Source organism: Burkholderia savannae (assembly GCF_001524445.2).
GTDB lineage: Bacteria > Pseudomonadota > Gammaproteobacteria > Burkholderiales > Burkholderiaceae > Burkholderia > Burkholderia savannae.
In genome coordinates, this window is record NZ_CP013417.1 from 2,394,404 (window position 1) to 2,407,497 (window position 13,094).

The 13,094-nt window shown below is 61.6% G+C and carries 15 protein-coding genes; all 15 read right to left on the reverse strand.

Annotated elements, in window-relative coordinates:
* Entirely contained in the window at positions 1–1,014 is a 1,014-nt protein-coding gene (locus WS78_RS11610) for a hypothetical protein (protein ID WP_006026396.1), read from the reverse strand.
* A gap of 136 nt (positions 1,015–1,150) precedes the next feature.
* Positions 1,151–2,005 (reverse strand): hypothetical protein, encoded by an 855-nt coding sequence (locus WS78_RS11615; RefSeq protein WP_059580547.1) that lies wholly within the window; start codon positions 2,003–2,005, stop codon positions 1,151–1,153.
* A 6-nt stretch (positions 2,006–2,011) separates the two neighbouring features.
* Positions 2,012–3,571 carry a portal protein gene (locus tag WS78_RS11620; protein WP_059580543.1) on the reverse strand — a complete coding sequence of 520 codons (1,560 nt, stop codon included), beginning with the start codon at positions 3,569–3,571 and terminating at the stop codon, positions 2,012–2,014.
* The gene (locus WS78_RS11625) at positions 3,571–4,014 is read right to left on the reverse strand and encodes a hypothetical protein (protein WP_009916611.1); all 444 of its coding nucleotides are present in this window, start codon (positions 4,012–4,014) and stop codon (positions 3,571–3,573) included. The genes WS78_RS11620 and WS78_RS11625 overlap by 1 nt, the downstream gene beginning before the upstream one ends.
* 9 nt (positions 4,015–4,023) lie before the next feature.
* A complete protein-coding gene (locus WS78_RS11630) occupies positions 4,024–4,626 on the reverse strand; it encodes a hypothetical protein (RefSeq protein ID WP_059580540.1) in 603 nt (200 codons plus the stop codon).
* Positions 4,627–5,058 (reverse strand): hypothetical protein, encoded by a 432-nt coding sequence (locus WS78_RS11635; RefSeq protein ID WP_059580611.1) that lies wholly within the window; start codon positions 5,056–5,058, stop codon positions 4,627–4,629.
* A 7-nt stretch (positions 5,059–5,065) separates the two neighbouring features.
* Positions 5,066–5,236 carry a hypothetical protein gene (locus WS78_RS35795; RefSeq protein ID WP_009916614.1) on the reverse strand — a complete coding sequence of 57 codons (171 nt, stop codon included), beginning with the start codon at positions 5,234–5,236 and terminating at the stop codon, positions 5,066–5,068.
* A 79-nt stretch (positions 5,237–5,315) separates the two neighbouring features.
* Entirely contained in the window at positions 5,316–7,775 is a 2,460-nt protein-coding gene (locus WS78_RS11640) for a DNA-directed RNA polymerase (RefSeq protein WP_059580532.1), read from the reverse strand.
* Positions 7,775–8,698, reverse strand: coding sequence for a hypothetical protein (locus WS78_RS11645; RefSeq protein ID WP_059580528.1), 924 nt, complete (start codon positions 8,696–8,698; stop codon positions 7,775–7,777). The genes WS78_RS11640 and WS78_RS11645 overlap by 1 nt, the downstream gene beginning before the upstream one ends.
* 13 nt (positions 8,699–8,711) lie before the next feature.
* Positions 8,712–9,422, reverse strand: a complete 711-nt coding sequence (locus WS78_RS11650; RefSeq protein ID WP_059580524.1) for a deoxynucleotide monophosphate kinase family protein — start codon at positions 9,420–9,422, stop codon at positions 8,712–8,714.
* Positions 9,415–9,642, reverse strand: a complete 228-nt coding sequence (locus tag WS78_RS11655) for a hypothetical protein (protein WP_059580521.1) — start codon at positions 9,640–9,642, stop codon at positions 9,415–9,417. The genes WS78_RS11650 and WS78_RS11655 overlap by 8 nt, the downstream gene beginning before the upstream one ends.
* Positions 9,642–10,841: a hypothetical protein gene (locus tag WS78_RS11660; protein WP_059580516.1), complete on the reverse strand. Its 1,200-nt coding sequence runs from the start codon at positions 10,839–10,841 to the stop codon at positions 9,642–9,644. The genes WS78_RS11655 and WS78_RS11660 overlap by 1 nt, the downstream gene beginning before the upstream one ends.
* On the reverse strand, positions 10,841–11,155 hold the full coding sequence (locus WS78_RS11665) for an endonuclease domain-containing protein (protein ID WP_231752737.1): 315 nt from the start codon (positions 11,153–11,155) through the stop codon (positions 10,841–10,843). The genes WS78_RS11660 and WS78_RS11665 overlap by 1 nt, the downstream gene beginning before the upstream one ends.
* 64 nt (positions 11,156–11,219) lie before the next feature.
* Complete coding sequence (locus WS78_RS11670; protein ID WP_059580509.1) at positions 11,220–12,167, reverse strand: hypothetical protein; 948 nt, start codon at positions 12,165–12,167, stop codon at positions 11,220–11,222.
* Positions 12,167–13,087, reverse strand: coding sequence for a hypothetical protein (locus WS78_RS11675; protein ID WP_156437468.1), 921 nt, complete (start codon positions 13,085–13,087; stop codon positions 12,167–12,169). The genes WS78_RS11670 and WS78_RS11675 overlap by 1 nt, the downstream gene beginning before the upstream one ends.
* Positions 13,088–13,094: the final 7 nt, after the last annotated feature.

Genomic DNA, 13,094 nt, shown 5'->3' on the forward strand with positions numbered 1-13,094 from the left:
TTATGCCGACTTGAGAAGGCCAGCGAAGGCCGGGTTGTTCGGGGTCACGCCGAACGAGAGGTGCGCGTCGATGAACCACATCTTCGTGCGCGGATCGTAGAAGACATCCGGCGTCAGCGGGATCGTCTCGCCTGCGAGCAGCGCGCGCGGGCTGAACACTGCGGCGACCGTCTTCGAGAAGTCACCGTCGTACGCGTTGCCGTTACCGGCATTCGAGAGGAAGTGCCCGGTGACGTTCGTGTTCGGCAGATTGTTCGAGAAGTAGATCGGCACGCCAGCGACCGAGAGCGCCTTCGTCTTGATCGTCGTGCCATCCGACGTAATCATTTCGCGGTCCACGAGGCGGTCGTTCTTCAGCAGCGTGTAGAAGAACTTCGGGCGTGTCACGATGACGAGGCCGTCGTCGTGCGGGTCTACGTCCTTGTCCGCCATCTGCGCGAACAGGTCGAGGAACTTGCTCTCCAGCTTCACCGGGTCCAACTCATCGCCAGCAGCCGTAAAGGTCTGCGACGAACCCGGTTGCCAGCCTGCCGGGTACTGGCTCATGTCGGTGATGCCAGCGGCCTTGACGGCTTGGATGAAGAACGACTGGTCGAAGAACTTCGCGATCTCGATACCGTGTTCCATGCCGATTGCGGCCCGAGCGTCGTAGCTCGACTGGAAGTCGTCCAGCAGCGGCACGACGGCACGGGCATTCACCAGCGTGTCGATGGTCAGCTTGACTTTCTGCGTACCGTTCACGGTTGCGTCCGGCTCCGTACCCGGCGTGACTTTCGCCAGCGTGGACTTGCCGACTTGGTAGTTGGATACCGTCGAGGTGCCCTTCACGTTTCGGATCGGGACGAAGTTGCGAACGATGGAGCGCCGGGCAATGGTGTGCTCGACGACGCCGCCGTACTCCTCGATGACCATTGCGAGCGGATTGGTTGCTGCGGGTGCCTGACCGACTTGGTTGTTGTTGCCGGTCTGGAGCTGCGCCATCGGACGCGAGACGTTGACGATGGAAAGACCCATAGTTCTCCTAAGTTGTAGAGTTGTGTCTTTAGCGGGTCATGAAATCGACCCGCAGGAGTACGCCCAGCATGGGCGCACAATGACAAAGGCCCACCAGCGCTTGCTGGACGGGCCTCTCAGGGAATGCTGCTAGTGGTTAGCCGCGATACATCGAGCGACGCTGCTGGAGCGCTGCGTACTCACGGGTGCCTTCGATCTGTCGGCCGGAGGCGCGGAGCTTCGCAACCTCTGCTGCGTACTGCGTCGGAGACAGTGGACCTGCGCCCTGACCACCAGCTCGGGCCGAAGCTGCGTTCGGATTCACTGCGGACTTCTGCGGGGCAATAGTCACGCCGCTGGCGTTGCGGTACGCACCCACGAGGAACTGCGCGACTGCCTCCGCAACGATGCCGCCCTGAGCAAGCGCCGCGTTGATGGGCTCCTTCTCGTGTGCATCCGCATTCTCCGAGGCCCACGCGAGCGTGTCGGCCCACGTCTTCTCGTCACCCGCAGCGCCGATGCAGAGCTTCTTGATCTCCTCCGTCTTCGCCGCCTCCGCCTGAGAGTGCTTCTCGTAGGCGCTCTTACCGAGGGCCAGGTGTTGCTCCCAGCCAGTGATTCCCTTCGCCGCCAGTTCCGCGCTGAGCAGGTCGAAGTTGCCCGAGAGCGCCGCCTGCACGGCCGGATGCGAGTGGCTGTAGCCCGCCTTGCCGATGAAGTCGAGTGCCATGTCGAGTGCCGCGTCGCCGGTCTTCTCATACGAGACGACACCCTTGCTCGGGTCCACCCAGCCATTGCCCTCGTTCACGAGTTGCGTGCCGAGTTCGAGCGACTTTTGCTCGTCGTGCGAGTGTTGTGTCGAGGTGGCACCGAGGCTGATCTGTACCGGCTGACCTGCTGCCGGGCCTTGGTCCGCGTTCATGTCGAAGCCGCCCGCACCGCCCGCCGATACCACCGTGCCGTCGCCGACTGCCTCATCCATGAGAACCATTCGCTTACCGAATCGAATCATCTGTCCTTATCCTTGTTGGTTGGGTTGGCCGCTCATGACGGCTTGCGCGACGGGGCGCGCGACTTGCTGCGCCAGTGCCGCTGCGTTCGCGTTCTGGAGGTCTGCTGCTTGCTGCTCCTGCGACTTCACGTAGTCGGCCATCGTCACGCCCCGGCCCATGAAGATGGCCTTGGCGATGGCTGTCAGGTTCAGCACGGCGAGTGCCTGCGGAGGCATGCCGGATACGGCTGCGAGGTCTTGCAGCGCGAGCTTGAGGTTGTCGAGGTCGCCGTTGCGGCTCAGGGCGTCCAGCCCCGTGATGACCATTGGCTCGATGTCCTTGCCCGCAAGCTGAACACCCGCGCGCTTCGTGAGCCAGTACGCCATCGGCTTCTGGAAGTCCACGGCGAGGCGCGAGTAGACACCGCCGAGGCTCGTCTCCAGCTCGTTAGCCTGCATTCGAATCTCCTCGGCCGTCACGCGCTCTGCGTCGCGGACAATGGAGGAGCTGAGTAGGAAGTTCCGCCCGATGCGGTTCACGTACTTCGTGGCAACCGTGTCGATGTACTGCATCGCCTGCCCCGTGCCGCTGTTCAGCGGGACCACATCGTCCTTCGTGCCGGGCAGCGCCGCGCCGTTGTCGCTGTCTTCGATGTCCTCGGGGCGGGTCTGCCCTGCCGGGTTCACCAGCCAGCGGAACTCCGAAGCAAGGATCGCGCCCTTCACTTCGGCCTCCGAGAGCGCCGACAGCGCGGCGAGGTCGCCTGCCATCTGCTCCACGAGCCCGGTGCCGTAGTCGTTGTCGTCGTGCAGTTCCCACGTCAGCGGGATGTACGGTAGGTCTTGGTCCGTGTACTTGCCGCTGAACTTTGCGGGCAATTCCACGTTATCTACGTGATGCGTGACGATGTAGTTCGCCGTACCGTCCCACCGCACCCATGTGAAATACTTCACCTCGGGGCACGAATTCGGATCGTTCGGGTCCACGTTTGCGTACCTACTGCTCGACTCCGCCGCGATCTTCTGCACCTCGTCGTCCAGTTCGTCGAATCGCACCGTCTCGTGGATAATAAGCTGTAGGAGCTTGCCGCTCATGCTGCGCTTCACGGCGTACCGCTTCAGCGACAACACGCGCATCGGTGTGTCCTTAGGATCATCGCCGAGGATGAGCAGACAGTTCCCCGTGATGATGAGGTGCTTCATGGCCTCGTACAGCTTCGGCCGTACGCCCATCGCGTCGAGCGTACGGATGCAGTTCCGCTCGCCCTCGGCCAGCATCTCCTGTAAGTCCTGCTCCTGCACGTCGAGCGTCTGCTTGAGCTGATTCATCAGCGCCGCCGCAACCTGATACCGGAAGAACGGACGACTCGGCGCAAACAGCGCTAGCATCAGCTTGTTCGCGAGGTTGTTCACGCCCTGCGCACCAACTGATTGGAAGTCGGTCTGAAGCTCCTCAAGCTCCTCATTGTAGCCCTGCGGCGTGATGATCGTCGGCAGGGTGAACGCGCTGTATTTCTCACACCGCGTCAAGAGTGGGCGTCGGAGCCCCGCGAGGGACTCCCACGCCTGCTCAGCCGTGAACTGCATCAGCTAAGCGTGATCCCCGAGCCGCCCTTCGTGGCCTGCGATGCCTGAGCTTGCTGGAAGTACCGGCGTCGTAGCGAGGCGTTGTCGGGCTCGTCCTCGGAGTTCACCGTCGTATCCACCTTCACCGTGTTCTCGGCGGCTGTCTTCGCGGCTGCGTCCTGCGCATCGGCCGCTGCCTTGGCGTTGAGCTGCTGCTGGTTAATCGACTGCATCTGCGACTGCGCTGCCGCCTGTGCCGACTGTTGCGCCTGCTGGGCCTGTGCCTGAGCTGCTGCATCTGCGGCCTGCTTCTGCGACTGCGCCGCTGCGAGAGTCGCCTGCGCTTGCCGCTCCGACGCTTCCTTGATCGCCCGCGACTGCGCTTCGACACCACTCATGTCGGCTGTGGCGTTCGATGCCCCACCGAAGATCGCGCCTACGACGCTCTTAACAATTCCACCCATGATTCCTCCTTACGAGATTGAGATACCAGCGCCACCGCGAGACACGGCTGCGTTCGAGGAGGACATCGCGGCGCCGATGTAACGGCGACGAGGATCGTTCGAGCCCTCGCCCTGCGAGTTCGCGTTCGTGTCCACGGAGGCCGCCGCGTCCGTTGCCTGCGCAGAGGTCTGCTCCGCCACAGCGGCTCGCTGCGCGACGCCGTTTGCAGCCATGTTCGTGGCGTTCACCGATGCGTCGGCCGCGTCGATGCCCGCCTGCTTGGCGGCTGCGGCCTGCGCCTCTGCGTTCGCCTGCGCTTGGCCCGCCGCCTCCCGCGCTGACTTCACTGCGGGATCGTTGTCGAGCGCGTCCTGTCGTGCCTTCGCGGCTGCGGCCTCTTGATCGGCTGCGTACTTAGCCTCGTAGCGTTGTTGCAGCGGGGCGAGCTGACCGAAGGTAATTACTCCGTTCGGCCCCTCCCCGGTCGGAGCTGACTCTCCGAGGTAGCTCGCATAACGCTGGGCTTTCTCGCCATTAATCTTCGAGAACATCATGTCGAACGCTCCTGCGGACGATTTCACCGTGCTCCCACTGTCCTGCGACGCAAAGGTCTTGCTGAATAGGTTCCCCATTCAAAGCTCCAGATAGAGTGAGTGTGCTGCGGTCCCGAATCCGAACCGCTCGTAGACGCGAGCCAGCTTGCGGTCGTTCGCACTGAGCGATGTCCCGCTCGTGATGCCCGCTGCGCCCGTTGCCTTTCCGAGATGAACGAGGGCTCGAAGCACGGACCGAAAGTTCCATGCGTTCGGGTCGATCTTGAGAATCATCTGTTCGTGGAGGAGCTCCTTGCCCGACGCCCACCACGGTGTATCCAACACCATGCAGAGCAGGTATCCATTCAGGAGGATCGATTCGAACGGGCTGTTCTCCCCGCAGACAACCTGATAGACGTGATCTGGATCGACTGTGCCGAACCACTTCTTCGCACCCGGTGCGTGCATGGTGCCGTACTGCCGGTACAGCGCGGCTTTGATCGCGGCGCGGTCGTCGTCGAGAAATTGCACATTCCACTTAGCCCCGGCTAATGGCATAGCCCTCCCTCAATTTCTGAAGTACGGCCTGCACGCCGAGCGCATACCCAGCCATCAGATCCGTCGTCGTCGAGTTCACCAGCGGCTTCGGGAGCTGCTCCTCCAGCCGCCGCAACATCTCCGCGTCGAGGCGGACTACCACTTGATTCAATGCAGGCTCCTGTAGTGCGTCTTTAGAGAGGCATGAAATCGAGTCTGGCATTTCGTGCCCCGCTAAAGACAGAGAATCGTCAAGCGAAGAAGAACGGGCTCTCTTGAACCTGAGCGAGAGACAGATCACCCCGGCTAGGCAAAGCCGGGAGGTCTTCGAACTGATCGCGGAAATCAACGAGCGGGTCATGTGTTTCATACATCTCCACAAAGGTCTTGCGGACAGCGCGGTAGAGCTTCTCGGTATCCGCCGCGTGCGTTCCGTAATCGTCGTGAATCATCGCCATCGAATTGACCCCATTCCGTTTGCAATCCTGAACAGTTAATGTCAAATGAGCGGCGTCCATGCTGTGCACGAAGTTCGGCGCAATGCCATTCTTGTGGCGACGCGCGCTAGGCACATTGCTCTCACCGTTCGCCACCTTAATCATCGTGTGTCCTAGCAACTTACTGTTCACGCGGACAACCTCGATCTCGAAGTACGCCTGCTGCACCTTGAAACCAGACGGGGCCGTCCATCCGATCTGTTGCCCGCCGCGCTTGAGGAGAAGCCCAGCAGCTCGCTGTAACCAAGACATCGCAGCGGCAGCAGCAATGACCACCTCGCTGATAGCCTCCCATACCAGATGGGACAGGAACTCGGCAGCAAGCCGATACTCAGTCGTCTCGAACTGAACGGCCTTGCCCTTGCTTAGATAGTCCTCGACAATGAACTCTGCGCAGGAGAACCGAGTCGATCCGTACGGCAGCGTCATGACAGAACGCTTCACAATCGAGCGGTTCATGCCATGAGCCTTCCACTTCTCCTTGAAAATAGAATCGCGCTCGTGTCGCAACGTCAGATTTGGGTCGGACAGTTTGAGCGCCACGACATCAGCTACGCGCTGGTAGATGTCGTTTGGTCGATCACTCGGTACGAGATTAACCGCCCGTCCGCCAACAGAATCTCGCAGCATTGCCGAGAAGTGCTGTAGGCCATTGCACGAGCCGTCGAGCCCCACCGCGACCCTAGATTCGAAAGTAGCTGGCGCTGCTCGCCAGTCAACGTACTCGAAGCACCATGCCAGAAATTGAAGGGGCGAATCGGCTTCTCGCCAGCCGTGGTGGCTGACGGGGTCGGCTGCGAATTGGAGGATGTATTGCTCATTCTTGTGTACCCATGCGATGCGATCTTCGAAGGGCACCTTGTCCACCCCGAAACGATTGGCTCCTGCGATCTTGAACCAGCGCACGGCTTCAGGAGTATCTAGCCGTTTGCCTTCAGCGAATTCGAGCAGTGCCTTCTGCATGTCACTGCCCTGTGGACTGATGCCAGTTGTCTGTGCATACAGACGGCCCCGGAAGTCCGCTTGGTACAGGAAGTAGATGACCGGGTAGTCCCTGAACTTGTCGGCCATGCGGGTTGTCATGTAGAAGCGCCCCCACTTCGTACCGTTCAGCTTGCGCTCGGTGTGCCACTCGGCAACCCGACGCTTCCACTGAGAGAACTCGACCAGTTCGTCGCCTGTCATGTCCTCCTTCTTCATCTCGGGAGTCAGCCACTCAGGCGGTGTCGGCTTCGGCTTCTCGGCCTGCGAGATGATCTCGTCCATGTCGATGCCGTGGCGGGCGCAGTCCTTCATCGCGGATAGCACCCGCTTGTTCACCCGCCACCGCACTGCCTGTAAGTGGTTGATCGCCTCCCGCACGTTAGGCATGTCCAGCTCGGCCATTTCGTCCAGCGTCAGGCTCGTCTTGCCGAAGTTCACGAAACCGGGAAGCTGCCTACGCATTTCCTGCGTGTGGTAGCCGCCGTCGAACATCGACACCCAATCCTTCGGTTGCTCAATGAAGGGGAGAGCGTACGGCATGGTGTACTCGACGGCCTGCCTGATACCTCCGACGACAGCCTTAGCTGCGTCTGTCATCGAGATGTCCATCTCCGTGACGTACTTGCCGCCCATCGCCGTCGTCGTGCGTTTACGCACATCGACCATGCCGAGTAATCGGAGCTGCTCGATCAGCCATAGGGAAACCTGCTCGCGGTCGGTGGGAAGCCACTGTGGCAACTCAACCTCGTGGCTGTTCGCCGCGTTTCGTATCACGTTGACCCGGTGGTTCGCCGCTGTGCTCCGGCGCTTCGCCAAGTTGTGCAGCAGCGTCCAGTAAATCTCAGGCTGAACGTGCGCAAATGCAGACAGCACCAGTTCACCATAAATGTCGCGGCCCATCGCACGAGCTACACGACGCACATCACCGTCACCGTCCTTGAGCAATGACACCAGCGCCGCGCGCACCGCGATGTGCGCCACAGCGCGCGGGTCCAGCGGCTTCAGCAGCGCGACGTGCGCCGCACGGCGTCCTGCCTTTCCGGTGCTCTGCACCTCAGCCTCGATTACATCTGCCAGCGGGAGAAGCCAACGCCGGTACACGGCTGCCGCGTACGGGTTGGTATCTGCGTGGCCGTCCCGCTCCCGCCTGTCCATCATGTCCACGGCGCGAGCCCTTCCGGCTTCCCGAGTCTCGCGCTCCAGTTCAACCTGCGTACGCGGCAGGGTCATCAGTCGATGTCCACCTTGTCGAAGCGGACGCCCTTGAACACAGGTTCGCGCAACTCACCGCTCGGCAGACGTTCGAGGCAAGCAACCTCGCCGATCTTGTCGATGATTGCTGTCGGGTGAAAGAACCATTGCTCGCGCTCGGCGTTCGTCCCGCCCGCCGCCTTCACCGTCGTGCCGTCAGCGAACTGGAGGACAATCTTCCCGACCGTGCCTTCATACTTGCCCTCGCCTTCTTCCACGCCGACGATGCGCAGGTCGAACGTAACTCGCGGCTTGACCTTGATGATCGCGCCGTCACTCCCCGAGCCGGCCTTCCAGCCCGCATTCGGGTCACGCAGCACCGCGCCGTCGAAAGCGCGCTTGTCGCCGTGCGCACACAGCCCGTCCGCCGCCATCATCGGATCACCGTAGGTGCCTGCGTGGAACAACGGGCAGAGGAACACCGTGTCGCTCTCGGTGAAGCCACGCGTCCACACGGTCAGCGTCTCGTAGCGGCGCGAGAACGGATGCGGGCAGTGTCCTGCTTCGAAGTCCTCCAGCGGCATCACGTCGAACGCGGCCATCTGAAGATGCGGTGCATTCTCGTGGCGGCGGAACCATCCCGAGATGCGCTTCTGCGGATAGCCGCGCGCCCATGCCTCACCGAGCACCGCGAACTGCTGCCCGCGCTGGAGGTGAGCACGGAACAGGTTCAGCAGACGCCGCCCGACGTGATCCATGCTGCGCACCTTCTCGCCGGTGCGGCTGATGATCTCGAAGTGCTGCAAGTTCAGCAGCTTCACGATGACGTTGCAGCCGTCGTACTTGTACTGGAGGTCGTACTTCGTGGAGAGATCGCTGATCGCGGCCGCGCCGATGGCCTTCTTGCGTGCTGCGGAGAGGGAGCTGAACTCGACTGCCTTGTGAACGAGGTAGCGTGCCATCTAATAGGATTCCTTAATAAGCGGTTGCAAAGAAGTCGGCGTACGACGCGGCCATGATCGACACCTCAGCCCCGAGGTCATCTAGCGAGCCGTCGTTGTCGATGATCTCCATGCCGGGGATCGTCACCGCGCCTTCCGTGAGCGCAGCAGCGAGCTGTTCGCTAACATGCTCAGCAACAGGCGATACGTCCGGGCGGCGGACGAGAATGATCTTGTCGGCGACCGCGGCCTCGTTCTCGAAGCGGCAATCCGTGACTAGCACGATGCCGGGCAGCGCGTCCCACTTCGCGCGGGCCAGTTTGATCCAGAAGTCCTCGTTGACCTTGCGGCCTGCGTTGCCGATGGTCTGCATGAACTGGCGCGGACTGATCGAGTAGTACGGGAACGTCGAGGTCTTGTCCGCGAGGAACTCCTCGCAGTCGTCGTAGGTGTGCGCAAACAAATCTGCTCGCGTGTTCATCGGGAGCAGGCGGCAGAACTTGTTCTCGATTGCGTCGAACAGTCGGTTCTCGAACTCATCTCGTCCGACGACGTGCGGCGTTTCCTTCGTCTCGCGACGGAACGGATTCAGCCCGATGTGATCTGCGATGTCGCGCAGGTAGTCCGCGAAGCCGCCGATGACGACGTGCTTGAGCCCTGCGCTGACCAGCCCTCGCTGGAGAATCTGCGCAACCGTGTCCTTGCCAGCGCCAGCCAGCCCCATGATTCCGACTACCTTAGCCATACATCCTCCCGTAATTTTTGAGCTTGACCAGCTTCCGGTCATGGACCTTCTCGCTGCGAACGACGTTGTGTTCCATGAGAAGCTCGGCCAACGCGAACACGTCGCCGAGTTCCTGTTCGAGCAGCTTCCTGCTGCCCTTCCCTTGAATGAGCTTGATCGCGGCCTGCGCCAACTCGCCGCCTTCGCTCGATAGGTGTTGCAGTGCCCCGACCTTGTTCATCAGTTGACGTGGGCCAGTTGAATGACGAAGCTGTCGTACAGCGTGAAGCGCGAGTCGTCGCGCGGCGTATGGAAGCCCATCCACTGCGCGGGCACGGACGAGAACCCGGCGATGGAGCTGTACTCGACGCCTTCGTTGTCGCTGCCGAAGAACGCACCGTTCACGACGTACTGCCCGGAATTGAACGAGCAGACGTTGTGCTTGTCGCCCATGCGGAAGAAGGTGATGTACTTGCCGAGCTGTTCGCTGCGTTTGATCTTGTGCGCCTTCATCGCCTGCTCGGTGACGCTCACGCCGACGCCGTGCTCGTACAGCACGGTCTGTCCGTAGATGTGCGCCGTGGTGAACACGCCGTCCGGGATGTCGAAGCGGACATGGCCCATGCGCGCCGCGTGGCACAGCAGCTCCAGCGCCTTGTACAGCGGGTAACTCAATTGCTCGCGACCCGGACGGAACTGCGTGATGCCATGGCCGTCCCAATCGTGATTGCCGGTAACGCACGGCACATCGAGCTGGATGCCAAGCTGCGCAAGCGGCTTGAGGATGAACTCGAAGATGCCGACCGTCGCATCGTGAATCTGTTGCGCCGTGCCGGTGTCGGTAGCTCGTGCGCTGTTGTCGTGCTTCTTGTCCGACTCGATGATGTCGCCGATGATGGCGAGGATGATCCGCTCGACGTTGTACCCCGCGTCGATCTTCTGCTTGATCTGGAACAGCAGCGCCTCGCCGAGTGCGCGCAGTCGGTTGAAGGCGATCGTCGTGTTGTACGTCCCGCTGAGCTTGCCGATCTGCAAGTCGCTGAGCAGAATCTCGACCGTCAGGGGCGTCGCCCCACGAGGTACACGCTTGGCCTTGACAGGCGGGATGCGCTTCGTGCTCAGCGTGCGCACCGCATCTGCGATGCCATCGAGGAAAGCCTCCCGAGTACCGACACGGCCCAGCGCCTCATCCAATGCACGGCGCAACCGATTGTTCTCCGTACGGGTGTTGCGGAGAGAAGCCAGTTCCTTGACCCGATCCTGCGCTTGCGGCAGCTCGGTCGAATCGAGTTTGCTGACCCAATACCGTGCGAGCTGCGGACTGACCGCACCTCGGCCAAGCTCGGTGAGCAGTGACGCGGCCTTAGCCATGCGCCCCTCTGCTTCTGCATAGGCATCCTGAATTTCTTTGTCACTGAAGTCCTTACGGGAAACCTGCATTAATCCTCCTTGGCGAGCTTGGCTTTGGCGCGGGCGACGCGTGCCTTCTTGTTACGTGCGAGGCGCTTCTCGTCCTCGGTCTTGTGGGATGGGTAGATGACGCCCTTGCCGACTCCGTGCAGCACAGAGCCAGTCTCAGCGTTCGGGCCGAGGTACACCGACACGTTGCGGAGGAACATCAGCGGGTCAACTCCTTGCCCGATGCGGAACGCCCAATTCTCGATCTTGCCGAGCACCGCGTTGCACCAGCGGCACACCACGGCTCGGCACTCGCCAGTGCGGTGATCGTGGTCAACCACGGTGTCGTCGTCCATCAGACGCTCGCACAACGGGCAATGCGGTTTCTCTCTTTGCCACCGCTTGCGGTAGCCAGTCAGCTCAGTCTTGCTGAGTCGCCTCATGGGCGATTACCTCCTTCATTCGAATTCGATCATGTAGCCGCCGTACAGCAGGGAGTAAGTCACTGCCTGCTGGTACGCACGAGATAAACTCGTGAATCGGCGCGTCATGGGTTCGCCTGATCCAGAGTAGGGCGGCCTGCTCAACAAGACGGTCGGCCCACTCGCTTCCATAGTTTCCTGCGTACGCCGCAGCCACAACTTCGTAAGCGTCTGCATCCGAGTGAGTACCCGACAGCATCTCTGCCGCCGTTGCTTCGCCGCAGTTCTTGCCTTCATGCTTCTCCAGTCCGGGGATATGGTCAGCCGAGTCGCCTTGAAGCATCTGGAGCCAGAACCACTTCGTCCCGTACACCAAACCATCCGCGCCGATCACCTCGTAAGCGCCGAGCGGCACATGCACGAGCAGGTAGTCAGTCCACGTCAGATGTGTGCCGGGAAGCATCCGCATGTCCTTGTCGCGGGTGTGGATCACCACATCACGCACCGGATTCATACAGTTAGAGGCGAGGCCCATTCCGTCGTCCGCTTCGCGGTCGCGCCACAGCCGCCTGTCCCACGGCTTGTAAGGGGCCAGCTCCAGATATTCGCGGACGAAGCGCCAGTTCACGGGCTTGTGCCCTTGGCGTTGCCCTTGATACGGCTTCACGGTTGCCGCGTGGAACCGCTTGCCCTTGTCCGACGCTGCGTGCGTCAGGTGGATGACGCACCGGGTAGCGCCCGCCATACGGGCCGCTGTCTCGATGCGCTGATCGGTGATGAAGCGTGCCGTCGCCGCTTGCGTCTCGCTGCCACCAGCGCAGAAGTACGCGGCGTAGTCGCCGTCTAGGTGAAGCGTCCGGCCCGGCACAACCTCTTGCGCCGAGTCGGACATCGCCCCCACTTCGACCTTGGCTGCGGCTGCTTCGATCTCAGCCGCGAAGGACATCAAAACGGCAGGTCGTCGTCCAGCCCGTCCTCCTCCAGCTCGGATTCGAGCGTGGATGCCGAGTCCGCTTTCGGATCGGGCAGTTTGGCGTCATCGGTCTTCGGTGCGTCCTTCGTCTTCGCAGCTTCCTTCTTCTCCGCAATCGCCTGCTCCGGCGACTTCCCCACGCTGTTCAGCGCCTCGTCGTCGATGCCGTCGAGGATGGCTTCGATGGGCGAGCCCTTAAAGTTCTTCGCAGCCTTGATGGCGAGCTGGAACACATTCTTCGAACGGGCCGGTGCCGTGACCTCGCCCTTGTCGTTCTTGCGCTCTGGGTACTCGCCGTCGATGTAGATGCTGTCCCACATACCCTTGCTCGGGCTGTCCCACAAGAACAGTTTCACCGGGGTAACGGCGGGCGGGACATTCACGCGGCGGCTCTCGCCCGTCTCAGCGTCTTCAACAATCGGCGGGGCGATGGTGAACGCGCCTGCCGTGCGGTCGTACAGATCGACAGCAACGCGCTCCTTGCCCTGCCGATCCTTGTATGTACGGTGGACAACGCGGCCACGGTACGCACCGCCGAGCAGCTCCGCAAAAATCTTCGCCTTGCCCTCGTAGTTCATCGTGCGGAACAGTTTGAAGAACCGCGCCTTCTCGTTCAACGACTTCGACAGATCGATGCTGATGCGCTGAGCGTCGCCATGTTCGTTCAGCGGGTAGTTCTTGCCGTGCAGTTCGAACACGAGGCGAACCCAATCTTCGATCTTCGGCTGGTTCTGGAACGTGACTTCTCGCTTACCGAGTTCGAGGTAGCCCACGAGGCGCAGCAGGCACGCCCCTTCGGCGGGCGGGGTGTAGTCGCCACCGCTCGATGCGACGTTCATGTCCTTCGAGGTTGCCGCTGCTGCTGCGATTGCTGCTTGGTAATCAAACGTCATGCGTTCT